Source organism: Alcaligenes sp. WGS1538 (assembly GCF_043187505.1).
In the GTDB taxonomy this organism is placed as follows: domain Bacteria; phylum Pseudomonadota; class Gammaproteobacteria; order Burkholderiales; family Burkholderiaceae_B; genus Alcaligenes.
Genome location: NZ_CP171109.1, coordinates 3,251,470 through 3,276,981 on the forward strand (window position 1 = coordinate 3,251,470; position 25,512 = coordinate 3,276,981).

Genomic DNA, 25,512 nt, shown 5'->3' on the forward strand with positions numbered 1-25,512 from the left:
ATCATGTACGTCCTTTTCGAAGACAGCGGCAACTTCAAAGCAGAAAAAGTCTTCTCCGAAAGCGACTCCACCCTGCAAGTGGAATCGGCCTCCGGGAAACGCAGCAAGATCAAGAAGAACACCGTGCTGTTCAGCTTTGAGCAACCCGCTCCCGCGCAGTTGATGGAACAGGCCCAGGCCCTGGCCGAGTCGCTGGACATCAACTTCCTGTGGGAATGCGCCCCCCAGGAGGAGTTCGAAGCGGCCGCCCTGGCCCAGGACTATTTCGGCCATGCGCCCGACGCCGTGGAAAAAGCCGGCACCATTTTCGCGCTGCACAGCGCCCCGGCCTACTTCCATCGCCGCGGCAAGGGCCTGTACCGCCCCGCCCCGCCCGAGATCCTGCAGGCTGCGCTGGCCGCCATTGAAAAGAAACGCCTGCAACAGGAACAGATCGAGGCCTGGGCGCGCGACATGGTGCAAGGCCGCCTGCCCGAGCAGGTCGCCCAGAAGGCGCATACGTTCCTGGCCCAGCCGGACAAGAACTCCCTGGAATGGAAGGCCTTCGACCAGGCCCAGAAAGAACTGGGCGTGGGCACGGAAAAACTGCTGCTGTCGCTGGGCGCCTGGTCCAACCCCCTGACGCTGCACCAGCACCGCTTCCTGTCGGCCCACTTTCCCAAAGGCACGGGCTTTCCGCCCATCCAGGTCCAGGAATGGGGCCAGGATCTGCCCAAGGCCGACGTCACCGCCTATTCGGTGGACGACGCCAACACCATCGAGATCGACGACGCCTTGTCGGTGCAGACGCCCGAGCCCGGCCGCATCCGCGTGGGCGTGCACATCGCCGTGCCGACGCTGGCCGTCAAGCGCGGCAACGAGTTTGACCAGATCGCGCGCAACCGCATGGCCACGGTCTACACGCCAGGCCACAAGATTCCCATGCTGCCGCCCGAGCTGATCGCGCGCTTCTCCCTGGACGAGGGCCAGGCGCGCCCCGCTCTGTCGCTGTACGTGGACGCCGACATCAGCACCGGCGAAATCCTGGCGCATCACACCCGCCTGGAGCGCATCACCGTCGAGCGCAACCTGCGCCAGCACGAACTGGACCCGCTGATCTCCGAAGAGGCCCTGAACGATCCCGCGGCCGAACTGCCCTATGCGCAGTGGCTGCGTCCGCTGTGGACCTTCTCGCGCCAGCTTGCCGCCCAGCGCGAGGCCGTGCGCGGCAAGCCCGAGAACAACAACCGCGTGGAATACACCTTCGAGCTGGACGGACCGCACGACGACCCCGATTCCGTCATCCGCCTGGTACCCCGCGTGCGCAACGCCCCGCTGAGCCTGCTGGTGGCCGAATACATGATCCTGGCCAACCAGCTCTGGGGAGGCCTGCTGGCCGAGCACAACGTGCCCGGCATCTACCGCTCGCAGCAATTCATGCGCACGCGCATGTCCACCACGCCCGCGCCGCATGAGTCCATCGGCGTGCCGCAATACACCTGGTCCACTTCGCCGCTGCGCCGCTACGTGGACCTGATCAACCAGGGACAGATCCTGGCCGCGGCCGAACACGGCATCTCCGCCCGCCTGGCCGCCCCCTTCCAGCCCAAGGACGCCGACCTGTTCGCCATCATCGGCGCCTTCGAAGGCCAGTACGCGCAATGGGCCGACTACCAATCTTCGCTGGAGCGCTACTGGTGCCTGCGCTGGCTGCAGCAGAACGGCATCACCCAGGCGCGCGCCGCCTATATCAAAGAAGACCTGGTGCGCCTGAACGACGCCCCCCTGGTGCTGCACGTGCCCGGCCTGCCCGCCCTGGAGCGCGGCCAGGAAGTCACCATAGACCTGCTGGCCTTCGACGAACTGGCGCTGACGGTGGAATGCCGCCTGCGCGAGGTCGCCGCCGCAGCCTGACGGCCATGGCCAGGCCGCCCCGCCGCCCTGCGCAAGGCGATTACCTCTGGCCGGCGGTCGCGGTCTCGGCCTTGGCGCACGCCGCGCTGGTGTTCTGGCCCGCGCGCGCGCCCGCTCCGCAGGCCGCCCGCAGCCTGGACGTGGCCCTGGTCAACTTCAGCACCGAATCCGCCCCTCTGGATCCGCAACTGCTCGCGCAACTGAACCTGGAAGGCGGCGGGCAGGATGCGCGCGGCCAGGCCAGCCAGCCCCTGCCGCTCACCGATCCCGACCTGCCCGACCTGCTGGTGCTGGAGGCGCTGCGCAAGCGCCAGCAAAGCCTGGAAGCCGAGCAGCAACGCCTGCTGGGCGAGCTGGACAGCCAGGACGCCGTGCCGTCGTCCACCCCGGCCCCCGAGTACATCGGCGCCGCCCAGGCCCCCGGGCAGGACGATGACGACCGCAGCCCCCAGGTCCGCAACGCGCGCATCGCGCTGCTGCGCGACCAGATCCGCGAACAGCAGCGCCAGCCGCGCTACCATTACGCCGGCCCGAACGCGCGCGCCAGCGGCGAGGCGCGCTACCTGGACCAGTGGCGCCAGACCATCGAGCAGACCGGCACCCGCCACTACCCCCGGCAGGAGGGCCGCAGGCTCTACGGGCAATTGCAGATGACGGTCTACATACGACGCGACGGCAGCCTGCTGCGCGCCGAACTGACGCGGCCCGCCTCCGACCCGGCTCTGAACCTTGCCGCCCGGCGCATCGTCGAGCTGGCCGCCCCTTTCGCCCCCCTGCCGCCGGAAGTGGCCCCCGGCGCCGATGTGCTGGTGATCACCCGCAGTTGGGAATTCACTCGCGACGCCCTCAGCATGCAGGGCCCGGCCAATGATTGACCGCGCGCCTTCCTTCATGCTCCAAGAGGCCTGTTTCACCTCGGACAATTCGGCGTTCCAGCGGCCCGGCGGTAAAATAAAGCCTCGACCAGGCTTCACTCGGCCCCCCGTGTCCGGAGGATCCGTCAGAACACGAAGGCCGGCCGGATCCAATAACAAGACACTTCCTTAGAGCCTCTCATGTCCGACACGACTTCCGCCGGCCGCTACGGCGTCATCGGCAACCCCATCAAGCACAGCCGTTCGCCCGAGATCCATGAACAGTTCGCCCGCCAGTGCGGCATCGCGCTGAGCTACGAGCGCATCCTGGCGCCGGAGGACGGCTTCGCAGCCGCCGTCGGGGAGTTCTTCGCCGACGGCAAGGGCCTGAACGTCACCCTGCCCTTCAAGGAACAGGCTTTCGAGCTGGCCGCCAAGCGCCTCACCCGCCGGGCCCGCATGGCCGGCGCGGTCAATACCCTGTGGATGAAGGACGGCGAGCTGCACGGCTGCAATACGGACGGCGTGGGCCTGTGCTCGGACCTGCGCCGCCTGGGCCACGACCCGGCGGACATGCGGATCCTGCTGATCGGCGCGGGCGGTGCCTCGCGCGGCGTGGTCTTCCCCCTGCTGGAGGCCGGCTGCGAACTGCTGCACGTCATCAACCGCACCAGCAGCAAGGCCCACGACCTGCGCGAGCATGTCGTGGCGCTGGAGCCCGACGCCTCGCGCCGCCTGAGCGCAGGCGGGCTGGACGACCATTCCGGCGACTGGGACATCGTCATCAACGCCACTTCCGCCAGCCTGCAACAGACGCTGCCCGAGCTGCCCGATGCGCGCTACCGCAAGAACTCCCTGGCCTACGACATGTTCTATGCAGGCGAACCCACGGCCTTCATGCTGGCGGCCGAACGGGCCGGCGCCGACCAGGTCATGGACGGCCTGGGCATGCTGGTGGGCCAGGCGGCCGCCAGCTTCGCCATCTGGCACGGCGTGGAGCCCGAAGTGGAACCCGTGCTGGCCGCGCTGCGCAGCCAGGTCGGACAAGTCTGACGTGAAACTGGCCGCCCGCCCCTGGAAACTGGCCGGCATGCTGCTGCTGGCGGCCGCCGCCGGCATACTGCTCTACCAGATAGCACTGTTCCTGATGGTGCTGTGGTACAGCGTGATGCCGCCCAGGCTCACGCCCTTCATGGCAGCCGAGCAGCGCGAGCTGCGCGCCGCGCAACCCGATGCGCAGGTGCGCTACGAATGGGTGCCTTACGAGCAGATCAGCGCCAATCTCAAGCGCGCCGTCATTGCTTCCGAGGACGCCAACTTCATGCAGCATTCCGGCGTGGAATGGGACGCGATCCGCAAAGCCTGGGACTACAACCGCCGTCAGGCCGAGAAAGGCTCGGCGCGCCGCCGCGGCGGCTCCACGATTTCCCAGCAACTGGCCAAGAACCTGTTCCTGTCGGACTCGCGCAGCTATCTGCGCAAAGGCCAGGAGCTGATCCTGACCTACATGATAGAAGCAGTCATGAGCAAGGAACGCATCCTTGAGCTCTACCTGAACGTCGCCCAATGGGGCACAGGCGTCTTCGGCGCACAGGCGGCGGCCCGCCATTATTACAAGCAGGACGCCGCGCGCCTGAGCGCCGTGCAGTCCGCCCGCCTGGCCAGCATGCTGCCCAACCCGGCCTACTACGACCGGCGCCGCGACAGCCCCTACCTGCAATCGCGCACCCGCACCATCAGCCAGCGCATGCGGCAGGTCGCCATTCCATGACCGTACACGGCTTTTTTTGTTAACCTAGCCTCGTCATCGCAACAGCCCTATTTACATGCGCACCGCCCGCCGCTACCTCGCTTCCGAAATCTACCGCTCCAGCGCCGTCGTGCTGATCGCCCTGCTGGGGCTGTTCACCTTTTTCGCCCTGATCGAGGAACTGGACAAGGTGGGCTCCAAGTTCACGCTCGCCAGCCTGTTCTATATCCAGGCGCTGGAGCTGCCCACGCGCCTGTACGACCTGCTGCCCATCGGACTGCTGATCGGGGCCATCCTGGCGCTGGCCAGCCTGGCCCAGCGCAACGAACTGGTCATCCTGCGCGCCTCGGGCGTGAGCGGGCTGCGCATGATGGTCATGCTCTGGACCGTCACCCTGCCCCTGGTGGCCGGCGCCTTCGTGCTGTCCGAATACGTCACGCCCATGGCGGAGATCAAGTCCAGCGAGCAGGGCATGGCCTTGCTGGGCCGCTCGGGCGGCGGACGGCTGGACAGCGGCTACTGGTTCAAGGAGAACAAGCCGGGGAACGGCATGCGCATCATCAACATCGCCAACCTGCAGGGCAACGGCAGCGTCAGCGATGTCAGCATCTACGACTTCATGGACGGCCAGCGACTGAACATGGTGGCCCAGGCGCCGTCGGGCCAGTTCAAGGAAAATGAACTGGTGCTGCGCGACGTGACCGAAACCCATCTGAGCGAGTCCTCCCACCTTGCCCTGGCCCAGGCCCAGGCGCCGGACCAGCCCCTGGCGCGCATCGAGAAGCGGCCGGAACTGACCCTGCAGACCACGCTGACGCCCGACCGCCTGATCGCCCGGGTGGTCACGCCCGAACGCATGTCCATCCTGGACCTGAAGGACTACATCGACTACCTGGACGCCAACAAGCTGCAGACCAAGCGTCAGGTGGTGGCGCTCTGGCGCAAGGTGGCCTACCCCTTCACCCTGCTGGTCATGATCACCATCGCCGCGCCCATCGGCTTCATGCAGACGCGCCACGGCGGGGTGGGCACCAAAGTCTTTACCGGCATCTTGCTGGGCGTGGGCTTTTTCATGGTCAACCAACTGGCCCTGAACGTGGCCATGCTCAGCAACCTGCCGCCCTGGGTCACCGCCCTGGTGCCCAACCTGATCGCCATGGCCCTGGCGCTGGGCGCGCTCATCCTGATGGAAAACCGCCACAACCTGCGCCGCCGCCACTCCAGCGTCTCCAACTGAACCATGCCCCTGACCCATTCCGCATCCATCTGGGCCATCGGCGACATCCAGGGCTGCTGCGCTTCCCTGGATGCGCTGCTGCGCCACCCCGACATCCAGGCCGACGAGCAGGCCCATTTCTGGTTCGCAGGCGACCTCGTCAACCGGGGCCCCGATTCGGCCGGTTCGCTGCGCCGCATCCGGGCGCTGGGCGAGCGCGCCACCTGCGTGCTGGGCAATCACGACATCCATTGCCTGGCCGTGGCCGCCGGGGTGCGCAAGCCGGGCAAGCACGACACGCTGGCGGCGCTGCTGGCCGCGGCGGACGCACAGGAACTGCTGGACTGGCTGCGCCATCAGCCGCTGGCGCACTACGAACACGAGCATCTGATGGTGCACGCCGGCGTGCATCCGGCCTGGAGCCCGGAACAGACCCTGGAGCACGCCCGCGAACTGGAAGCCCTGCTGCGCGCCGACGACTGGCGCGAACATATCGCCGAACTGTTCGGCAATGAACCCGACGCCTGGCACCCCGCCCTGACGGGTCAGGCGCGCCGGCGCGCCATCGTCAGCACGCTGACGCGCATGCGCATGTGCCGCGCCGACGGGAGCATGGATTTCAAGCACAAGGGTGCGCCGGACCCCGATTCAGGACTCCTGCCCTGGTACGAACTGCCGGACAGGGCCTGCGCCGACGTACCCATCATCTTCGGTCACTGGTCCACGCTGGGCTTGATGAACACGCCCACGCTGCTCAGCCTGGACACAGGCTGCGTCTGGGGTCGACAGCTGAGCGCCGTGCGCCTGCAGGACCGGCGGCTGGTACAGATCCATTGCCCCGAAAACCAGAAGCCCGGCGAATGATGAAAAACTCCGGCCTGTCAGCCCGAGCCTAGTCCACCTCGGCGCTGGCGCGCGCCTCGGATTCATCAGTCGTGTCGACCTCATACGGCCAGTCCGGGCGGACGACAGCCCGGATGCGTTCCCTGGCCTGCTGGGCCGTGGCACTGCGGCCCCACTGCATACAGGACTGGGCGGGCATGACGTCCAGGAAATGGCAGTGCACCTGGACCCGGCGCGAACTGAGCAGGACCCAGATATTGCCCACCAGCGATTGCTCGCCCACGAAGGCGAAACGCTCGGTGCGCCGGCCGGCCTGCTCGAACAGCAGCGCCACAGGCTGGATGTCCACCTCCAGATTGATGGCCGCCTCGAACAGGCTGGCATAGAAAGTCTTGACGTCCAGGCCTGTCGAGGTGGTGCCTTCGGGAAACAGGCCCACGGCGTCGCCCCGTTCGAAGCAGCGCTCCATCTGCTGGCTGACCGTATGCAGGGCACGCCGCTGACCGCGTTCGATGAACACCGTGCCGGCCCCGGCCACCAGCCAGCCCACCACGGGCCAGCGACGGATTTCGCTCTTGGCGATGAAGGAGGTGGGGCGCACGCTGTTGAGCACGAAGATGTCCAGCCAGGATACGTGGTTGGATGCATAGAGCACGGCTCTGTCCTGCACGGCGCGGCCATGCTGGAGGACGGCGACGCCGCAGATGCGCATCAGCAGGCGCGACATGCCCAGCACCATCGCGCGTCGCCCGCCCGGGCGCAGGATGGGAAATGCCAGGCCCACCAGCAGCAGGCCTGCCAGTATCCACAACATCAGCGCCACGGCGCGCCAGGCAAAACGGAATGTATTCAAAGGACTTCAGCCTCGTGAGGGACTCAGACGGGCGGCAGGCGGTCCAGGTAGCGCTGCAGGATCACGCAGGCGGCCACCGCATCGTCGTCGTCGTTGCTTCCCAGCAAGGCTTGAGCCTCCATGCTGGAGCCGCGTTCGTCCACCAACTCCACCGCCAGGCCGTAGCGGCCATGCAGCTGGTTGGCGAAACGCCGGCAGCGAAGCGAAGCATACTGCTCCGCGCCCTCGGCGGTCAAAGGCAAACCCACGACCAGGCGGTCGGGCTGCCACTCGTCGAGCAACTTCTGGATGGCGGCAAATCGTTGCTCGCGCGTGACGGGGCGCAGGATGGCATAGGGACGAGCCTGGCGCGTCAAGGTGTTGCCCAGCGCCACCCCGATCTTCTTCAGGCCGTAGTCGAAGGCCAGGATGGTCTCGGCGGCCGGCGCGCCGGCGCCCTCTGCACGATCAGGCATGGCCCGCGCCGCCCGACAACATGAGGGGATCGATGCCCAGCAGCGCCAGCGCGCTGTCGTAGCGCTTTTCGAAGGGCGTGGAGAACAGGATTTCGTGAGTGGCCTTGACGTTCAGCCAGGCATTGCCGGCCATCTCGCTTTCCAGCTGCCCCGCGCTCCAGCCCGCGTAGCCCAGCGTGACCAGCATATGCTGCGGGCCCTGGCCGTGCGCCACATCCTGCAGTACATCCTTGGAGGTGGTCAGGGTCAGTTCGCCCACCGCCAGGCTGGAAGTGTAGGCCTTGTCCGAATCATGCAGCACGAAGCCGCGGTCGGTCTGCACCGGTCCGCCGAAATACACGGAGGTGCCGGCCAGGTCTGTGTCGGCGTCCACCTCGACTTCGATGCGCGACATGAGATCGGCCAGGGTCAGGTCCGTGGGCCGGTTGATGACCAGGCCCAAGGCGCCCTGCTCATTGTGCTCGCAGACGTAGATGACGGTGTCGGCCAGGCTGCCCGATACCACGCCGGGCATGGCCAGCAACAGGTGGTGGGTCAGATTGGCGCTTTCCTGGACCAGCGGCGACTGGCTTGTTGCACTCATACGCACCTCCTGTCGGGGCAGACCACCGTGGGGAACGGGCCGATCACACTTCGATCAGTTCGAAATCTTCCTTGCGGGCGCCGCATTCGGGACAGACCCAGTTCGGAGGCACGTCCTCCCAACGCGTGCCGGGGGCGATCCCTTCCTCGGGCAGCCCCGCTTCTTCATCGTAAATCCAGCCGCAAATCAGGCACATCCACGTACGCATAACATTCCTACTGTATTTGTAAACATAGTCCGATCCGCGTGCAAATCGGGGCAATCCATTAAAATGGGGTCAATATTACTAAACCCTGCGGCATCCGGGCCAGATAATTGGCGCTGGACCACATTTGATACAAGATGGCTGCTGATCTCGAAAATTCAAGTCCAGGGCTGGCGCTCGTTCTGGCGCCTCACGATCCCAGCGGCGGCGCCCACCTGCCGGCCGACGTCGTGACCGGCGCGCGGCTGGGCTGTCACGTCCTGAGCGTGCCCACGGCGCTGCTGGTGCGCGACACCGCCCAGCTGGAAAGCATACAGCCGCTGGCCGAGGACGTTGCCGACGACCAGGCCCGCTGCCTGCTCGAGGACGTCAACATCCAGGCCGTCAAGTGCGGACCGCTCTACAGCCCCGAGATGGCCAGCATGGTGGCCGAGATCTGCGCCGACTACCCCGAGCTGCCCCTGGTGCTGCACCTTACCGCCATGCCCGCCGGCCTGGACGACATCGACGCCGAGGACGCCCTGGATGCCTGCCTGCGCCTGCTGCTGCCGCTCAGCTCCCTGCTGGTCGTGGACCACGCCAGCCTGGAACAGTGGCGCTCGGAAGGCCTGCTGGAAGACAGCGAATCGGCGGCCGCCGCCTTGCTGGCCGCGGGCGCGCATGCCGTGCTGATCACGGCCGGGCCCGGCGCTCCCGGCCAGTGGCACGCCCTGTTCCAGGGACACCACGGCCGGCTCGAATACAGCCTGCCGCGCGACCCGGGCCTGCGCCAGCAGGACATGGACAGCCTGGTGGCCGCGGCCTGCGCCTGCCGGCTGGCCCAGGGCCAGGAACTGGACGGCGCGGTAGAATCAGCCCTGAGCCACCTGCAGGCATGCTCGCGCGACACCTTCCAGCCCGGCATGGGCCACCGCCTGCTCAACCCCGCCCCCTTTCGCCATGACTGACTCCACGCCCCTGCGCTTTCCGGCCGGCCTGTACGGCATCACCCCCGACTGGGACGACACGCCCCGCCTGCTGCGCGCGGTGCGCGCCGCGCACGACGGGGGCCTCAAGGTGCTGCAGTTCCGCCGCAAGCAAGGCAGCCAGGAAGCCCTGCATCAACAGTTGGCCCAGCTGAGCGAGCTGTGCGCGTCGCTGGAACTGCCGTTGCTCATCAACGACCATTGGTCCTGGGCGCTGCAGTTCCCGGTGCAGGGCGCCCACCTGGGCAAGGACGACGGCGACCTGATCCAGGCGCGCCACGCGCTCGGCCAGCATGCCCTGCTGGGGCGTTCGTGCTACAACAGCCTGGAGCTGGCCCGGCAGGCCCTGGCCGAAGGCGCGGACTACATCGCCTTCGGCGCGGTCTTTCCGTCCAGCGTGAAGCCCGACGCGCCGCGCGCCGAGCTGGACACCCTGCGTCAGGCGCGCCAGCTCTGCCAGGACCAGGACCGCAGCCGCCGCGCCGCCGTGGTGGCCATAGGCGGCATCACCCCCGACAACGCCCCGGCGCTGCTGGAGGCCGGGGTGGACAGCCTGGCCGTCATCAGCAGCCTGTTCGAGGCCGACGACGTGCGCGCCACGGCGCAACGCTTCACCGACCTTTTCCTAGCCCAGGCCCGGTCTCGCCACGCGCGCTGACCGGACCGCCTGCCACGAACCAACCGTTCCTACCGTCTGGATTTCTGCATCATGTCCCGTAACACGCAACTTTTCGAACGCGCCTGCGAATTCATTCCCGGCGGCGTCAACTCGCCCGTTCGCGCCTTCGGCTCGGTCGGCGGCACGCCCTGCTTCATCGAACGCGCCCAGGGTCCCTACATCTGGGATGCGGATGGCCGGCAATACACCGACTACGTCGGCTCCTGGGGCCCGGCCATCCTGGGCCATGCCGATCCGGACGTGGTCAAGGCCGTCCAGGACGCGGCCGTGCACGGCCTGTCCTTCGGCGCGCCCACCGAAGGCGAAGTGGTGCTGGCCGAGACCATCACCAAGCTGCTGCCTTCCATCGAGCAGGTGCGCCTGGTCAGCTCGGGCACCGAGGCGACCATGAGCGCCATCCGCCTGGCGCGCGGCTACACGGGCCGCAAGACCATCATCAAGTTCGAAGGCTGCTATCACGGCCACGCCGACAGCCTGCTGGTCAAGGCCGGCTCGGGCCTGCTCACTTTCGGCAACCCCACCTCGGCCGGCGTGCCCGCCGAATTCGTGGCCCATACCCTGGTACTGGACTACAACGACCTGGACGCCGTGCGCGACGCCTTCCAGCAGAAAGGCCAGGACATCGCCTGCGTCATCGTCGAACCCTTCGCCGGCAACATGAACCTGGTGCGCCCCGCCCCCGGCTTCCTGGAAGGCCTGCGCGAGCTGTGCACCGAGCACGGCGCGGTACTGATCTTCGACGAAGTCATGACCGGCTTTCGCGTCGGCCCGCAGGGCGTGCAGGGCCTGACGGGCATCCGCCCCGACCTGACCACGCTGGCCAAGGTCATTGGCGGAGGCATGCCGGTGGGCGCCTTCGGCGGACGCCGCGACATCATGCAATGCGTGGCGCCCGTAGGCGGCGTCTACCAGGCCGGCACGCTGTCGGGCAATCCGGTCGCCGTGGCCGCCGGCCTGGCGACCCTGAAGAAGCTGGCCCAGCCCGGCTTCTACGACACGCTCAACAGCAACACCGCTCTCCTGATCCAGGGCCTGACCGACGCCGCCCGCGAAGCCGGCATACCCTTTTGCGCCGATCATCAGGGCGGCCTGTTCGGCATCTACTTCAGCGAACGCGTCCCCGCCTCCCTGGCCGAAGTCTCGGCCGGCGACATCGCGCGCTTCAAGCGCTTCTTCCACGCCATGCTGGACAAGGGCGTGTACTTCGCCCCGTCCGCCTTCGAGGCCGGCTTCGTGTCCGTGCAGCACACGCCCGACGTGATAGCCGCCACCGTGCAGGCGGCGCGCGAGGTCTTCGCCACGCTCAAGGATTGATGTCCCTCCAGCGGCAGGCATGAAAAAAGCGGGGCGCCACGCCCCGCTTTTTTTTGCCCGGCCCCGGTCAGCCCTGCGCCATCTGCCGCAGCACGAAGCGCTGCAGCTTGCCGGTTTCGGTGCGCGGCAGCTGCGTCACGAACTCAATGGCGCGCGGATACTTGTAGGGCGCGGCATTCTCCTTCACGAAGTCCTGAAGCTGCTTCTTGAGCTCCTCGCTGCCGGTGAAGCCGGGCTTGAGCACGATGAAGGCCTTGACCACCTGGCCGCGGTCCTCGTCCGGCGCACCCACCACTCCGCACTCGGCGACCGCCTCGTGCTTGAGCAGGGTGCCTTCCACCTCGGGGCCGGCGATGTTGTAGCCGGCCGAGACGATCATGTCGTCATTGCGGGCCTGGTAATACAGATAGCCGTCCTCATCCATCTTGAAGGTGTCGCCGGGGAAGTTCCAGCCGCCCTGCACGAACTGCTTCTGTCGTTCGTCGTTCAGGTACTTGCAGCCGGTCGGCCCCTTGACCGCCAGGCGTCCCACCGTGCCGACCGGCACCGGGTTCAGGTTCTCGTCCAGGATCGCGGCCACATAGCCGGGCACCACCTTGCCGATGGCGCCGGGCCGCACCTGCTCGGGCGGGCTGGAGACATAGACGTGGATCATCTCGGTGCCGCCGATGCCGTCGGTCATCTCGATGCCCGTGGCCTGCTTCCACAGCTGGCGCGTGGCGTCGGGCAGGGCCTCGCCGGCCGAGACGCTGGCGCGCAGGCTGGCCAGCGAATAGCGGCCCACCAGCGCGGCCATCTGGCGGTAGAACGTCGGCGCCGTGAAAGTCATGGTGACCTTGAAGCGGTCTATGGTGGCCAGCAGGTCGGCCGGAGTCAGGCGTTCCAGCAGCACCGTCGACGCGCCCGCCCGCAGCGGGAAGCACAGCAGGCCGCCCAGGCCGAAGGTGAAGGCCAGCGGCGGCGTGCCGCAGACCACGTCCTGCGGGCTCAGGCGCAGGATGTGGCGCGAAAAGGTGTCGCACATGGCCAGCACGTCACGGTGAAAATGCATGCAGCCCTTGGGCTGGCCTGTGGTGCCGCTGGTGAAGGCGATCAGGCAGACATCGTCGGCCGCCGTGTCGCAGGCCGAGAAATCGGCCGGTTTGTCCTTGAGCAGGGATTCCAGGCCCTCGGGCCCTTCGTCGTTGAAGCACAGCAATTGCTTGAGCACGGGCGCATGGCTGGCATGGCCCGCGTCCATGCAATGATCCAGCTCCTCGCGCAGGCGCACATCGCACAGCGCGGCGTGGATCTCGGCCTTTTCCAGTATGGTCTTGAGCTCCACGGCCCGCAGCAACGGCATGGTCGGAACCGTGACCAGACCCGCCTTGATGCTGGCCAGCCAGCAGGCCGCCATCATGGGGTTGTTCGGGCCGCGCAGCAGAATGCGGTTGCCCGGCACCAGCTTCAGGTCCTGCGTCAGCACGTGGGCGATGCGGTTGGTCAGCACATCCAGTTCCGCATAGGTCAGGCTGGCGTCCTGCTCGCCCTGCGCCCAGCGCAGCGCGATCCGCTCCCCATGCCCGGCGGCCACCTGCTCGCTCAGCAGCGCCGCGGCGCAGTTGAAGCGGGCCGGATAGTCCACGTCGGGATTGCCCTCGATCAGCATCTGCGGCCACCATTCCAGCGGCGGCAGATTGTCACGAGCAAAAGTGTCGATATGGGCCGAACGTTCCATCCTTGTCTCCTGCGTATGTAGCGCCCCGCTCGGGCGTAGGCCCCGGCCAGCCGGCGCGCACCGCCGCATGTACCAAGACCTATATTGTTTAGTTCTAAACTATATTAGCAAAAAAAAACCTGGCCGCCACTGCTTGAGCCTACGGGTTATCCGCAGTAGCGGGACCTGCGCCGGGTCCGCCGCGGCCCGTCGCTCCGCCTGAAGCCCTGGCATGATTGACAAGCCCGGACTGAGCCTCGAATAGAGGATCCGGCCCTGCCAAAAGAATCCGGCGTCAAAAATACGTAAAATTTTCAATTAAGAAAATAATTGAAAACGTATCCGTTTAGAAACAAAAATGAGGAGCGGACCGACTGCCGCCACTGGACCTCATACGCCAGCTTATTCATGACACTTGAAGCAGATAGTCCCTTGATTTCATCCAGCTTATGGAGCAAAGCGCTTCCAAAGCCCAAGGATGGGAAAGTTAAGTCGGAGAAGGTAATAAGCAAATTTCCGAATACTGTTTTTCATGTTTCCAGCTTGTCCGACGGCAAGCTTCAGTATACGTTTTTAATAATATTATTAATTTAAACTTAAAAACGAATTTACTTTGATCTGCCGCAATGTCAAACTTGCAAGCACCCCCCTAAAATGACACCTGAGCTTACCCAGCTTACTTCCGGCTGCGGTCTGCGTCCTTCAAAGCTAAAAATTTTGGACATGCACCATTAAGGCCAGCTATCTATGATCATGAACGATATCCCAGCTTCCGCCGTCGCCGACGCCGCCCCCGACCTGGAGAGCCGTGCCAGCAGCGACGATCACTTCGACGTGCGCCTGTGGCTGCGCCTGATGGCCTGCACCAACCTGGTCGAAGGCGAAATCCGCAGCCGTCTGCGCACCGAACATCAAACCACCCTGCCGCGCTTCGACCTCATGGCGCAGCTGCAGCGCCGCCCCGCCGGCATGAAGATGAGCGAACTCTCGCGCCACCTGATGGTCACCAACGGCAATATCACCGGCATCACCGACCAACTCGAAAAAGAAGGCCTGGTGGAGCGCATCAAGGTGGTCACCGACCGGCGCAGCTCCCTGATCCGCCTCACCCCCAAGGGCAAGCGCCAGTTCCGCAAGATGGCCGCCTCGCACGAACAATGGCTGCAGGACATGTTCGCCGACCTGTCCGAGAAAACGCGCAAGAACCTCTTCGAGGCCTTGGGAGAGCTCAAGCTCATCGCCCGCAACCACGTCTCGATGGGCGCCCGCCAGAACTGACCCGGCCCGCTCCCGAAAGCATATGCCCAGGCGGCTCAAAGCAAGTATCATTACTGTTTTGAGCCGCCTTTAACTTTGTTTTCCGGATAGCGTCATGGCCGTCAATCTGTTCATTCCTTCCGAATCCGACATCCACCCCGTCGCCGGCGTCAGAATCGGCATCGCCGAAGCCGGCATCCGCAAGGCCAACCGACGCGACCTGACCGTCTTCGAACTGTCGCCCGGCAGCAGCGTGGCAGGCGTGTTCACCACCAACCGCTTCCGCGCCGCACCCGTGCAGGTCTGCGAGGCCCACCTGGCCACGCACGAGGACATGGGCGCGCTGGTCATCAATACCGGCAACGCCAACGCCGGAACGGGCGAGACCGGCCTGGCCGACGCCCGCCACACCTGCAATGAGCTGGCCAGGCTGCTGAACCTGCGTCCTCAGCAGGTGCTGCCCTTCTCCACGGGCGTCATCCTGGAGCCCCTGCCCATGGACCGCCTGCTGGCCGGCCTGCCCAAGGCGGTGGCCGACCTGAGCGCGAACAACTGGTTCAATGCGGCCCACAGCATCATGACCACGGACACGCAGCCCAAGATCGTGTCGCGCCAGATCACCCTGTCCGGCAAGACCGTCACCCTGACCGGCATCAGCAAGGGCGCGGGCATGATCCGTCCCAACATGGCCACCATGCTGGGCTTTCTGGCCACGGACGCGGGCATTGCCCCCGAACTGCTCAAGGACATGTGCCGCCTGGCGGCCAACCGCTCCTTCAACCGCATCACCGTGGACGGCGACACCTCCACCAACGACTCCTTCATCATCATGGCCACGGGCCAGAGCGGCGTGCGGGTGGAGTCCATCGCGGACCCCAACTACAACAAGCTGCTGGACGCGCTGGTGGACGCCTCGCGCGAACTGGCCCAGAAGATCGTGCGCGACGCCGAAGGCGCCACCAAGTTCATGACCATCCAGGTCGAGGACGCGGGCTCCTCCGAGGAAGCCCTCAAGGTGGCCTATGCCATCGCCCATTCGCCGCTCGTCAAGACGGCCTTCTTTGCTTCAGACCCGAACCTGGGCCGCATCCTGTGCGCCATCGGCTACGCCGGCATCGCCGATCTGGACGTCTCCCGCTTGCGCCTGTGGCTGGGCGACGTGCTGGTGGCCCAGAACGGCGGCCGCAATCCCGACTATCGCGAAGAAGACGGGCAGCGCGTCATGCAGGAGGCCGAAATCCTGGTGCGCGTGTCGCTGGGCCGCGGCCAAGCCAGCGAGACCGTCTACACCTGCGACTTCTCCCACGAATACGTGTCCATCAACGCGGATTACCGCTCCTGACGACAACAGGCCCCGCCGGTCGCCCGGCGGAGCCTGTCGTCGTCACGCTTGTTCCTGGCCCGGACCGGTTCCGGGCCTTTATCTATTTGGCCATGCCCTTGATCAGCGAGATCACCGCCAGGATCAGGAACACGAAGAACAGGATCTTGGCGATCGAAGCCGCGCCAGCGGCGATGCCGCCAAAACCCAGGACGGCGGCCACGATGGCCACGATGAAAAAGATAACGGCGTAGTAAAGCATACGACTCTCCTTGTGACGGCCGCGGCTGGCGGCCACTTAGCATTGACAGCCCTGATGACGCCCCGCCCCGGACGGGGCCGGCGCAGGCCGCCGCGCTAACGGTCGTACTTGTCGTAGAAGTCCTTCACTTCGCGCTCGGCTTCTTCGCGGGTGCGGCCATAGCGCTCCTGCACCAGACCGGCCAACTGCTGGGAGTCGCCCTTGACCCGGGCCAGTTCGTCATCGGTCAGGTCGCCCCAGACGGATTTGGCCTTGCCGGCCAGCTGTTTCCATTTACCTTCGATCGTGTCTTTATTCATGCTGTTCCCCTTGTGTAAGGTTTCAGAAATATCGACTTACGCTCATCGAACGTTACCCATACCGTAGCTAAACATGCCGGACGGCAGGCCACAGAATGCCAGTAAATGTAAACGTCTGTTGTTGCCGGCCCGCCCGGCGGCCATTGCGGCCGCGGTCATGGACGGTCTTGCTGCGGCGCCGCGGCTCCCCGCCTTTTTGCGCCGCCGCGACGTAACCAATAGATGCGAAATGCAGACAGCCCAAGCCCCAAACCATTGACGGCAAAGCCTTTTTATCTTATTATTTTTTGCTTGGCATTTTGCGTGCCAAGCTATTTTCAACGATTGCCGGCTACATGCTGACCAATCCGCCCTGCCGCCATGCTTATGGAACAGTGCGGTGTCGGGGCGCCAGCCGGATTGAATCTCTAAGGGACTCCCTATGTACGCGGTTATAAAAACCGGCGGTAAGCAATATCGCGTTACTGCTGGCCAAAAACTCAAGATAGAACAGATACCGGCTGACATTGGGCAAGAAATCTCGCTCGACCAGGTCCTGTCCGTAGGCGAAGGCGAAGCACTGAAGATCGGTGCTCCTTTCGTTGACGGCGCCGTGGTCAAGGCAACCGTTCTTGCGCAAGGCCGTCACGACAAAGTGAAAATCTTCAAAATGCGCCGTCGCAAGCACTATCGCAAAACGCAAGGCCATCGTCAGAACTACACCGAAATCCGCATCGAGGCCGTCAACGGCTAAGCCGTTGCTCGAAGCGAATCTGGTATTTTCTTCATCAAGGAGCTAAAACATGGCACAGAAGAAAGGCGGCGGCTCTACGCGGAACGGCCGTGACTCACAGGCCAAACGACTGGGCGTAAAAGTTTACGGCGGTCAGGAAATTCTGGCTGGCGGCATCATTGTCCGTCAGCGCGGCACTCAGTTTCACCCCGGCGTGAACGTGGGCATTGGCAAGGACCACACCCTGTTCTCCCTGGTCGATGGCAAAGTCAAATTTTCCATCACCGGTGCACTGAACAAGCGTACCGTTTCGGTCGTTGCCGCCGAGTAAGCTCACGCTCCACGCGTAGCAGCCCAGAAAGCCCTGCCGTTTGCGGCGGGGCTTTTTCTTTGCGCGGCCGGCCCCAGAACGACAAGAGCACGCCTGCCCGGCGCGCAATCTGCCGGCTTCGCGCCCAATCTCCTATACACTGAGCACTTAGTGTTTTTTGTTTAAAATGGTCCGGATACGGGACCGCGGCCACGCGTGTTCCTGGACCCATACAGCACTCATCACCATGAAATTCGTAGACGAAGCGACCATTGAAGTCATCGCAGGCAAAGGCGGAAATGGCGTCGCCAGCTTCCGCCGGGAAAAATTCATCGAAAAAGGCGGGCCGGACGGCGGCGACGGCGGCCGGGGCGGCAGCATCCATGCCGTGGCCGACCGCAACGTCAACACCCTGATCGACTACCGCTACGCCCGTCTGCACCGCGCCCGCAACGGCGAAAATGGCCGCGGCTCGGACCAGTACGGCGCCGCCGGCCCGGACATCGTGCTGCGCCTGCCCGTGGGCACCATGGTGTTCGACGCCGACACCGGCGAACAACTGTACGACCTGAAACGCCACGGCGAACGCGTCACGCTGGCCAAGGGCGGCCAGGGCGGGATGGGCAACCTGCACTTCAAGTCCAGCGTGAACCGCGCGCCACGCCAGTTCACCTACGGCAAGGAAGGCGAGCAGCGCAAGCTGCGCCTGGAATTGAAAGTGCTGGCCGACGTGGGCCTGCTGGGCATGCCCAACGCCGGCAAGTCCACGTTCATCTCGCGCGTCTCCAACGCCCGCCCGCGCATCGCCGATTACCCTTTCACCACGCTGCACCCCAATCTGGGCGTGGTGCGTTCCTCCGAATCGCACAGCTTCGTGGTGGCGGACATTCCAGGCCTGATCGAAGGCGCCTCCGAAGGCGCGGGGCTGGGCCATCTGTTCCTGCGCCATCTGACCCGCACGCGCATCCTGCTGCACCTGCTGGACGTCTCCAGCCTGGATCCGGACGTGGACGTGGTGGACAAAGTCGTCGCCGAAGCCCGCGCCATCGTCGAAGAACTGCGCCTGTACAGCGAAGAACTGTACGCCAAGCCGCGCTGGCTGGTGCTGAACAAGCTGGACATGGTGGACGATCCCGAAGACCTCAAGGCCCGCCTGCTCAAGGAGCTCGGCTGGGAAGGCCCCGTGTTCGGCATCTCCGCCCTGACCGGCGAAGGCACCCAGGAACTGGTCTGGCAACTGCAATCCTGGCTGGACGAGGAAACCCGCAAGGAACACATCGAACAGGACAAGGCCGACGGCACCCACGTGTACGACGACCCGCGTTTCGCCCCGGACTGAACAGGCCGGCGGCCCGTTGCGCCGGCCTTCGGGGCCGGCGCGAACCCATGACGCCCGGTCCCGCGGTCAGCCTGCCGCTCCTTCCCTCCGGGCATTTTCCCTATTTCTACGCTAACCGATGGATCTCAGGCTCATCATGCAGCTCTCTTCTCACTCCGAGTCCGCCGTCGCCCAATCGCGGCGCCTGGTCGTCAAGGTGGGTTCGTCCCTGGTCACCAACGAAGGCAAAGGCATAGACCTTGACGCCGTTGAGCAGTGGGCCACCCAGATCGCCAGCCTGCATGCGCAGGGCAAGCAACTGGTGCTGGTCTCCAGCGGCGCCATCGCCGAAGGAATGGCGCGCCTGGGCTGGCCGCGCCGGCCCAAGGCCATGAACGAGCTGCAGGCCGCTGCCGCCGTGGGACAGATGGGCCTGATCCAGGCCTATGAAGTGGCCTTTGCCCGCCATGGCGTGCGCACCGCCCAGATCCTGCTGACTCACGAAGACCTGGCCGACCGCCATCGCTACCTGAACGCGCGCAGCACGATCAACACCTTGCTGGACCTGGGCGTGGTGCCCATCGTCAACGAGAACGACACCGTGGTCACCGACGAAATCCGCGTGGGCGACAACGACACGCTGGGCGCGCTGGTGACCAACCTGATCGAAGCCGAGGCCCTGATCATCCTGACGGACCAGGCCGGCCTGTACAGCGCCGATCCGCGCCGCAATCCGGATGCCGAGTTCATCTCCCTGGCCCAGGCCGGTGACCCCACGCTGGAGGCCATGGCCGGCGGCTCGGGCAGCATGGTGGGCACCGGCGGCATGATCACCAAGATCCTGGCGGCCAAGCGGGCCGCCAACAGCGGCGGCCACACCATCATTGCCTCGGGCCGGGAAAGCAATGTGCTCTCGCGTCTGGCCCGGGGCGAACGCATAGGCACCGAACTGCGCGCCATGCTGCCCGTACGCTCGGCTCGCCAGCGCTGGCTGGTGGACCACCTGCGCGTGCGCGGACGCGTGTCGCTGGACGACGGGGCCGTGCGCGCCCTGACCGAAGGCCATAAAAGCCTGCTGCCCGTGGGCGTCACCCACGTGGAAGGCGAGTTCGACCGGGGCGATGTGGTCGCCTGCGTGGACCGGCATGGCGTGGAGTACGCGCGCGGCCTGATCAATTATTCGTCCGACGACACCCGGCGCATCATGGGCCAGCCCAGCCACCTGATCAATGAATTGCTGGGCGGCGCGAACGACACCGAGCTGATGCACCGCAACAACATGGTGTTTCCCAACGCGGCCTCCGAGTCGGACTGACCCGGCAGGGCGGGCCTCGGACGTCCGGCCTTGACCCGCTCCGCCCCCGCCTGTTGAAATAGACCAGCCAGACGTATCGAATTACGACAGCGGGCGCGCATGTCGCGCCTCGCACCTGCGCAGCCCTGCCGCGCCATATAAGGAAAAGTATGAAGATCCTCGTTCTGGGCGCCGGCGTGGAAGGAGTCACCAGCGCCTATTATCTGGCCCGCCAGGGCCACAGCGTGACGGTGGTGGATCGCCTGCAGGGCCCCGCCCTGGAGACCAGCTTCGCCAATGCCGGCCAGCTGTCCTTCGGCTACGCCTGCCCCTGGGCCGCGCCCGGCATCCCCCGCAAGGCGATAGGCTGGATGTTCGACCGCCACCCTCCCCTGACCATACGCCCGGACCGCAGCCTGGAGCAGATCCGCTGGCTCCTGGCCATGTGGCGCAACTGCACGCCCGACCATTACGCCACCAACAAGGAACGGATGGTGCGGCTGGCCGAATACAGCCGGCATTGCCTGGCCGAGCTGCGCGAGACCACCGGCATCCAGTACGAGCAACGCCGGCAGGGCACGCTGCAGCTTTTCCGCACCCAGCAGCAACTGGACGCCGTCGCCGCCGACATCCAGGTGCTGCAACAGGCTGGCGTGCGCTACGAGCTGATGCCGGCCTCTGAGCTGCACCGCGTGGAACCCGCCCTGCGGCATGTTGAGCACAAGCTGAGCGGCGGCTTGCGCTTTCCTGACGACGAGACCGGCGACTGTCAGCTTTTCACCACCCGCCTGGCCGAACTGGCCCGTCAGGAAAGCGTGGAATTCCGCTGGGGCCAGACGATCCAGCGCATCCATGCAAGCGGCGGACGGATCAGCGGCGTGCAATGCCAGGACGAACTGCTGGTGGCCGATGCCTATGTCGTCGCGCTGGGCTCCTGGTCCACGGGCCTGATGAAAGACCTGCAGGCCATTCCCGTCTATCCGCTGAAAGGCTATTCCATCACGGCGGCCATTGCGGACGAATCGCGGGCGCCGCAGTCCACGCTGCTCGATGAAAGCTACAAGATCGCCCTGACCCGTTTCGATCGCCGCATACGCGTAGGCGGCATGGCGGAAGTGGTGGGCTTTGACAAACGCCTGAACCCGCGCCGCCAGCAAACCTTGCTGATGGTGCTGAACGACCTGTTCCCCGGCAGCTACCAGAGCGGCGTGGATCTGAACTTCTGGACCGGCCTGCGACCCAAGACCCCCGACAGCACGCCCATCATAGGCCGCACGCGCTATGACAATCTGTTCCTGAACACCGGCCACGGCACGCTGGGCTGGACGCTGGCCACCGGCAGCGCCCAGTTGCTGGCCGACATCATCAGCGGCCGGGAGCCCGCCATCCGTGCCGACGACCTGTCGGTGCAACGCTACGCGCATTGACCGCAGCGGCAGAACGCCCGCCACCGCGGAACACGGACGCACGGGCAAGCGTCATTCGCAACGGCGGGCGTACAAAGAGTTCATCCCAGGGTCCTGGCGCCGGACGAACCGCATGATGCGGAGGGAAAGAACGACAAACCAAGGCTTCAGTCGCGCAGTTCGCAATTGGCGGCAAACATGTAACCCCAGTTGTGCACCGAGCGCACCGGCAGCACGGCATCGCCCCGATTGAACTTGCGGCGCATCCGGCTGACCAGCACCCCCAGCCGATTGATGAGCAGAGCCGAAGGCGGATCTTCGATCTCGCCCTGCACACCGGCGATGGCGCTGAGCAGTTCATGGTGGCTGGCGCGCCGGTCGGGGTGATGCAGCAGGCAGCAGATGAAAGAGCGCTCCGTGGTGGTCAGGGCGAAGGATTGCCCGTTGGGCGCCACCAGGGCCCAGCCTTCCTGTGTGAGCGCCCAGTCGGCGCGTTGGCGCAGTTCGGGCAGCATGGGCACCTGCATCAGGCGACGCTGCAGGCTTTGCAGGCTGGCCGCCAGCAGTTCGAAGGACGCATCCCTGGGACACAGTTGGTCTCCGCCGCTGTGCAGCGCCTGGAGCATGGCCGCGTCGGAATAGTCCGCCTGCATCAGGATGCCGACCTGCGGGCACAGCATGCGCAGGCGCACGGCGGCCGCGCAGATATCGGACAAGGCGCCGCCCAGCCAGGCGATGCACACCGAGCCCATGTGCCTGCCCCGGCTTTGCGCCAATTGCAGCAAGGCGGTGGAGTCGCGGCAGGAAATCGGCCGATAGCCCCGTTCCGCCAGGGCCTTGACCTGCTGTTCCAGCAGGTTTCGATCAGGAATGACACTGGAGAGGTACAGCACAACAGGACCGCCAGTAACCACATTTGTAACCGACATAGTTGATACCTTAACTATAATGACGCCAGATGACCCTGCCTGACATTATAAATCACAATCGTGTTATTTAATCAAAACCATCGTGGTGGTCGTTGCATCAACAATCTGTGGTGTGAAAAACTTCTCCGAACGCCTGCGCCACGCACGGCAACAACGCGGCCTGTCGCAGGCCGGGCTGGCCCGCTTGTGCGGCCTGAGCCAGAGCGCCATCTCCAACTACGAGAACGGCACGCGCCGCGACGCCCGGGAAATCCTGGACCTGGCCAAGGCCTTGAGCGTCAGCGCGCAGTGGCTGCGCAACGGAGTGGGCATGATGGAGCCCCGGGCGGGCGGCGTCCTGGTCATGCATGAACCGGACGGCGGACCGCCCATCGTCACCTGGCCTTTCAGCCGCTTTTCCGTGGATGAAATCGTCGCGCTGCCCGTGGCCGAGCGCGAACTGCTCGAGCGCACCGTGCGCCACCTGCTCGACGGCATGAAACCCCGCTAGCGGTCCCTCTCGCGGCAAGGCCGCAGCCCCATCATCACATACGGGATTATCCACCAAAACCATCGTGGTTGGCGTTCCATGAACAATCACTGGTGTGAAGCACTTTTCCGAACGCCTACGCCATGCCCGGCAGCAGCGCGGCCTCTCCCAGGCCGAGCTGGCCCGGCTCTGCAACCTGAGCCAGAGCGCCATCTCCAACTACGAGAGCGGCGCGCGCCGTGACGCCCGCGAGATCCTGGACCTGGCCAAGGCCCTGAACGTCAGCGCCCAGTGGCTCAAGAGCGGCCTGGGCCCCATGGAGATCAGCGTGGGCGGCGCACTGGTCATGCATGAACCGGACGGCGGACCGCCCATCGTCACCTGGCCCTTCAGCCGCTTCTCCGTGGACGAGATCGTGGCGCTGTCCGGCAAGGACCGCGAACACCTGGACCAGACCATACGCCATCTGCTCAATGGCATGAAAAGCAAATAAGCTTTATCAGCCCACAGACAGGTCCAAGACACCTATACTTGTCCTCACGCAGGGGTACTCGCCGCAGGCGGGTTGAGAAACACCCTCGTACCAGTACGGATAATGCCGATGCTGGGAGCGTGCGCCCCAGGTGCAATGCCTGCAAGGTGCTTCTTCCTATATCGGCTCCACCCCTTCCTTGGAGCTGCAATGACAAGCAAAAACCCAACTTTCACGGCCACCGCGGCCAGCGTGGACCCGGCTGCGATCCAGCCTTTGCCCAATTCCCGCAAAATCTACCAGACCGGCTCGCGTCCCGACCTGCGCGTGCCGTTCCGCGAGATCACCCTGGCCGACACCCCCAGCCAGTTCGGCGCGGAGCGCAACCCCCCGCTCAGCGTCTACGACACCAGCGGCCCCTACACGGACCCGGCCGCCCATATCGACATCCGCAAGGGCCTGCCGCCGCTGCGTCAGGCCTGGATCCAGGAGCGCGACGACACCGAGCTGACCGCCGGCCTGAACAGCCAGTACGGCCGGGCCCGGCAGGCCGATCCGGAGCTGGACGCGCTGCGCTTCGAGCTGGTCCGCCGGCCGCGGCGCGGCAAGCCCGGCGCCAACGTCACCCAGATGCACTATGCGCGACGCGGCATCGTCACGCCCGAAATGGAGTTCGTGGCCATCCGCGAGAACCTGCGCCGCGAGCACTACCTGGAGAGCCTGCGCGCCAGCGGCCCGCAAGGCGAAGAAATGGCCCGCCGCCTGACCCGCGTGCATCCCGGCCAGGGCTACGGCGCCACCCTGCCCGCTCTGGTCACGCCCGAATTCGTGCGCGACGAGATCGCGCGCGGCCGGGCCATCCTGCCGGCCAACGTCAACCACCCGGAAACCGAGCCCATGATCATAGGCCGCAATTTCCTGGTGAAGATCAACGCCAACATCGGCAACTCGGCGCTGGGCTCGACTATCGGCGAAGAAGTCGAAAAGATGACCTGGGCCATACGATGGGGCGCGGACACCATCATGGACCTGTCCACCGGCAGGAACATCCATGAGACGCGCGAATGGATCATCCGCAACTCGCCCGTGCCTGTGGGCACCGTGCCCATCTACCAGGCCCTGGAGAAGGTCGGCGGCATTGCCGAAGACCTGACCTGGGACATCTTCCGCGACACGCTGATCGAGCAGGCCGAACAGGGGGTGGACTATTTCACCATCCACGCCGGCGTGCGCCTGCCCTTCATCCCGATGACGGCCAGCCGCATGACGGGCATCGTGTCGCGCGGCGGCTCCATCATGGCCAAATGGTGCCTGGCGCATCACCGCGAAAGCTTCCTGTACGAGCACTTCGAAGACATCTGCGACATCATGAAGCAGTACGACGTGGCCTTCTCGCTGGGCGACGGCCTGCGGCCCGGCTCGGGATACGACGCCAACGACCAGGCCCAGTTCGCCGAACTGCGCACCCTGGGCGAGCTGACCCAGGCAGCCTGGAAGCACGATGTGCAGGTCATGATCGAAGGCCCCGGCCACGTGCCGCTGCACCTGATCCCGGAAAACATGCGGCTGCAGCTGGAGCACTGCCATGAAGCGCCCTTCTATACGCTGGGGCCGCTGGCCACGGACATCGCGCCAGGCTACGACCACATCACCTCCGGCCTGGGCGCGGCCATGATCGCCTGGCAGGGCACGGCCATGCTGTGCTATGTCACGCCCAAGGAGCACCTGGGCCTGCCCAACAAGAAGGACGTCAAGGACGGGATCATCACCTACAAGATCGCCGCCCACGCGGCCGACCTGGCCAAGGGACACCCGGCCGCGGCTTTTCGCGACAACGCCTTGTCCAAGGCGCGCTTCGAGTTCCGCTGGGAGGACCAGTTCAACCTGGGCCTGGACCCGGACACGGCGCGCGCCTTCCACGACGAGACCCTGCCCAAGGACTCCATGAAGGTGGCCCACTTCTGTTCCATGTGCGGACCCAAGTTCTGCAGCATGAAGATCTCGCAGGACGTGCGCGACTACGCCAAGGCCAAGGGCCTGGACGAGGCGGCCGCCGTGGACCAGGGCATGAAGGAGATGTCGGTGCAGTTCGTGCAGCAGGGCAGCAAGCTGTACCAGGAGGCTTGACGCCTTCATGATCAGGCAGTGAAAGCGCCC

The 25,512-nt window shown here is 65.4% G+C and carries 27 protein-coding genes and 1 riboswitch; of the genes, 19 read left to right on the top strand and 8 right to left on the bottom strand.

Annotation, left to right across the window (positions count from 1 at the left end):
* The first annotated feature begins 3 nt into the window (after window positions 1–3).
* From ACF3ND_RS15095 to ACF3ND_RS15120, 6 genes are all read left to right on the top strand, one after another.
* Window positions 4–1,893, top strand: coding sequence for a ribonuclease catalytic domain-containing protein (locus tag ACF3ND_RS15095; RefSeq protein WP_394061853.1), 1,890 nt, complete (start codon window positions 4–6; stop codon window positions 1,891–1,893).
* A 5-nt stretch (window positions 1,894–1,898) separates the two neighbouring features.
* The gene (locus tag ACF3ND_RS15100) at window positions 1,899–2,768 is read left to right on the top strand and encodes an energy transducer TonB (protein WP_394061855.1); all 870 of its coding nucleotides are present in this window, start codon (window positions 1,899–1,901) and stop codon (window positions 2,766–2,768) included.
* Between the two features lie 180 nt (window positions 2,769–2,948).
* On the top strand, window positions 2,949–3,800 hold the full coding sequence (gene aroE, locus ACF3ND_RS15105) for a shikimate dehydrogenase (protein WP_394061857.1): 852 nt from the start codon (window positions 2,949–2,951) through the stop codon (window positions 3,798–3,800).
* A gap of 37 nt (window positions 3,801–3,837) precedes the next feature.
* Window positions 3,838–4,518 (top strand): monofunctional biosynthetic peptidoglycan transglycosylase, encoded by a 681-nt coding sequence (mtgA, locus tag ACF3ND_RS15110; protein ID WP_394065850.1) that lies wholly within the window; start codon window positions 3,838–3,840, stop codon window positions 4,516–4,518.
* A gap of 55 nt (window positions 4,519–4,573) precedes the next feature.
* Window positions 4,574–5,734 (top strand): LPS export ABC transporter permease LptG, encoded by a 1,161-nt coding sequence (gene lptG, locus ACF3ND_RS15115; RefSeq protein ID WP_394061859.1) that lies wholly within the window; start codon window positions 4,574–4,576, stop codon window positions 5,732–5,734.
* A 3-nt stretch (window positions 5,735–5,737) separates the two neighbouring features.
* Window positions 5,738–6,577: a symmetrical bis(5'-nucleosyl)-tetraphosphatase gene (locus tag ACF3ND_RS15120; RefSeq protein ID WP_394061861.1), complete on the top strand. Its 840-nt coding sequence runs from the start codon at window positions 5,738–5,740 to the stop codon at window positions 6,575–6,577.
* A 28-nt stretch (window positions 6,578–6,605) separates the two neighbouring features.
* On the opposite strand, the gene ACF3ND_RS15125 is transcribed toward ACF3ND_RS15120, so the two are convergent.
* Genes ACF3ND_RS15125 through ACF3ND_RS15140 form a run of 4 tightly spaced genes read right to left on the bottom strand, consistent with a single transcriptional unit; the run spans window position 6,606 to window position 8,655 of the window.
* Complete coding sequence (locus ACF3ND_RS15125; RefSeq protein WP_394061864.1) at window positions 6,606–7,409, bottom strand: lysophospholipid acyltransferase family protein; 804 nt, start codon at window positions 7,407–7,409, stop codon at window positions 6,606–6,608.
* 23 nt (window positions 7,410–7,432) lie between these two features.
* The gene (gene ruvX, locus ACF3ND_RS15130; protein ID WP_394061866.1) at window positions 7,433–7,864 is read right to left on the bottom strand and encodes a Holliday junction resolvase RuvX; all 432 of its coding nucleotides are present in this window, start codon (window positions 7,862–7,864) and stop codon (window positions 7,433–7,435) included.
* On the bottom strand, window positions 7,857–8,447 hold the full coding sequence (locus tag ACF3ND_RS15135) for a YqgE/AlgH family protein (RefSeq protein ID WP_394061868.1): 591 nt from the start codon (window positions 8,445–8,447) through the stop codon (window positions 7,857–7,859). The genes ruvX and ACF3ND_RS15135 overlap by 8 nt, the downstream gene beginning before the upstream one ends.
* A 43-nt stretch (window positions 8,448–8,490) precedes the next feature.
* Window positions 8,491–8,655 (bottom strand): rubredoxin, encoded by a 165-nt coding sequence (locus ACF3ND_RS15140; protein WP_102068856.1) that lies wholly within the window; start codon window positions 8,653–8,655, stop codon window positions 8,491–8,493.
* 134 nt (window positions 8,656–8,789) lie between these two features.
* Here ACF3ND_RS15140 and ACF3ND_RS15145 point away from each other — a divergent pair, with 134 nt between their 5' ends.
* The 3 genes from ACF3ND_RS15145 to hemL are packed head-to-tail and all read left to right on the top strand — an operon-like array spanning window position 8,790 to window position 11,610.
* A complete protein-coding gene (locus ACF3ND_RS15145) occupies window positions 8,790–9,599 on the top strand; it encodes a bifunctional hydroxymethylpyrimidine kinase/phosphomethylpyrimidine kinase (protein ID WP_394061871.1) in 810 nt (269 codons plus the stop codon).
* Window positions 9,592–10,275: a thiamine phosphate synthase gene (thiE, locus tag ACF3ND_RS15150; RefSeq protein WP_394061873.1), complete on the top strand. Its 684-nt coding sequence runs from the start codon at window positions 9,592–9,594 to the stop codon at window positions 10,273–10,275. Before ACF3ND_RS15145 ends, thiE begins: the two co-directional genes overlap by 8 nt.
* Before the next feature lie 51 nt (window positions 10,276–10,326).
* On the top strand, window positions 10,327–11,610 hold the full coding sequence (hemL, locus tag ACF3ND_RS15155) for a glutamate-1-semialdehyde 2,1-aminomutase (RefSeq protein ID WP_394061875.1): 1,284 nt from the start codon (window positions 10,327–10,329) through the stop codon (window positions 11,608–11,610).
* Window positions 11,611–11,677: 67 nt separating this feature from the next.
* Here the strand turns inward: hemL and ACF3ND_RS15160 are convergent, their stop codons facing one another.
* Window positions 11,678–13,327 (bottom strand): AMP-binding protein, encoded by a 1,650-nt coding sequence (locus ACF3ND_RS15160; RefSeq protein WP_394061877.1) that lies wholly within the window; start codon window positions 13,325–13,327, stop codon window positions 11,678–11,680.
* 726 nt (window positions 13,328–14,053) lie between these two features.
* Between ACF3ND_RS15160 and ACF3ND_RS15165 the strand changes: the two genes are divergently transcribed.
* Both ACF3ND_RS15165 and argJ read left to right on the top strand, forming a co-directional pair.
* Window positions 14,054–14,584, top strand: coding sequence for a MarR family winged helix-turn-helix transcriptional regulator (locus tag ACF3ND_RS15165; protein WP_394061879.1), 531 nt, complete (start codon window positions 14,054–14,056; stop codon window positions 14,582–14,584).
* A gap of 94 nt (window positions 14,585–14,678) precedes the next feature.
* Entirely contained in the window at window positions 14,679–15,905 is a 1,227-nt protein-coding gene (argJ, locus tag ACF3ND_RS15170) for a bifunctional glutamate N-acetyltransferase/amino-acid acetyltransferase ArgJ (protein WP_394061882.1), read from the top strand.
* Between the two features lie 82 nt (window positions 15,906–15,987).
* Here argJ and ACF3ND_RS15175 read toward each other — a convergent pair whose 3' ends face one another.
* Window positions 15,988–16,146 (bottom strand): DUF1328 domain-containing protein, encoded by a 159-nt coding sequence (locus tag ACF3ND_RS15175; protein WP_394061884.1) that lies wholly within the window; start codon window positions 16,144–16,146, stop codon window positions 15,988–15,990.
* Between the two features lie 95 nt (window positions 16,147–16,241).
* Window positions 16,242–16,445 carry a CsbD family protein gene (locus ACF3ND_RS15180; protein WP_394061886.1) on the bottom strand — a complete coding sequence of 68 codons (204 nt, stop codon included), beginning with the start codon at window positions 16,443–16,445 and terminating at the stop codon, window positions 16,242–16,244.
* Window positions 16,446–16,866: 421 nt separating this feature from the next.
* Between ACF3ND_RS15180 and rplU the strand changes: the two genes are divergently transcribed.
* The 5 genes from rplU to ACF3ND_RS15205 all read left to right on the top strand — a co-directional run bounded on the left by rplU (window position 16,867) and on the right by ACF3ND_RS15205 (window position 21,506).
* A complete protein-coding gene (gene rplU / locus ACF3ND_RS15185; protein ID WP_394061888.1) occupies window positions 16,867–17,178 on the top strand; it encodes a 50S ribosomal protein L21 in 312 nt (103 codons plus the stop codon).
* Between the two features lie 49 nt (window positions 17,179–17,227).
* A complete protein-coding gene (rpmA, locus tag ACF3ND_RS15190; protein ID WP_394061890.1) occupies window positions 17,228–17,488 on the top strand; it encodes a 50S ribosomal protein L27 in 261 nt (86 codons plus the stop codon).
* A 226-nt stretch (window positions 17,489–17,714) separates the two neighbouring features.
* A complete protein-coding gene (gene obgE, locus ACF3ND_RS15195) occupies window positions 17,715–18,806 on the top strand; it encodes a GTPase ObgE (RefSeq protein ID WP_394061892.1) in 1,092 nt (363 codons plus the stop codon).
* Window positions 18,807–18,942: 136 nt separating this feature from the next.
* A complete protein-coding gene (gene proB, locus ACF3ND_RS15200) occupies window positions 18,943–20,100 on the top strand; it encodes a glutamate 5-kinase (protein ID WP_394061894.1) in 1,158 nt (385 codons plus the stop codon).
* A 149-nt stretch (window positions 20,101–20,249) separates the two neighbouring features.
* On the top strand, window positions 20,250–21,506 hold the full coding sequence (locus tag ACF3ND_RS15205) for a D-amino acid dehydrogenase (RefSeq protein ID WP_394061896.1): 1,257 nt from the start codon (window positions 20,250–20,252) through the stop codon (window positions 21,504–21,506).
* Between the two features lie 146 nt (window positions 21,507–21,652).
* Here the strand turns inward: ACF3ND_RS15205 and ACF3ND_RS15210 are convergent, their stop codons facing one another.
* Complete coding sequence (locus tag ACF3ND_RS15210) at window positions 21,653–22,414, bottom strand: DNA-binding response regulator (RefSeq protein ID WP_394061897.1); 762 nt, start codon at window positions 22,412–22,414, stop codon at window positions 21,653–21,655.
* A gap of 112 nt (window positions 22,415–22,526) precedes the next feature.
* On the opposite strand from ACF3ND_RS15210, the gene ACF3ND_RS15215 reads away from it, so the two are divergent.
* The 3 genes from ACF3ND_RS15215 to thiC all read left to right on the top strand — a co-directional run bounded on the left by ACF3ND_RS15215 (window position 22,527) and on the right by thiC (window position 25,482).
* Window positions 22,527–22,904, top strand: coding sequence for a helix-turn-helix domain-containing protein (locus ACF3ND_RS15215; protein WP_394061899.1), 378 nt, complete (start codon window positions 22,527–22,529; stop codon window positions 22,902–22,904).
* 94 nt (window positions 22,905–22,998) lie between these two features.
* The gene (locus ACF3ND_RS15220; protein WP_394061901.1) at window positions 22,999–23,376 is read left to right on the top strand and encodes a helix-turn-helix domain-containing protein; all 378 of its coding nucleotides are present in this window, start codon (window positions 22,999–23,001) and stop codon (window positions 23,374–23,376) included.
* 40 nt (window positions 23,377–23,416) lie between these two features.
* Window positions 23,417–23,510: riboswitch (TPP riboswitch) on the top strand.
* 55 nt (window positions 23,511–23,565) lie between these two features.
* A complete protein-coding gene (gene thiC, locus ACF3ND_RS15225) occupies window positions 23,566–25,482 on the top strand; it encodes a phosphomethylpyrimidine synthase ThiC (protein WP_394061902.1) in 1,917 nt (638 codons plus the stop codon).
* The last annotated feature ends 30 nt before the right edge of the window (window positions 25,483–25,512 follow it).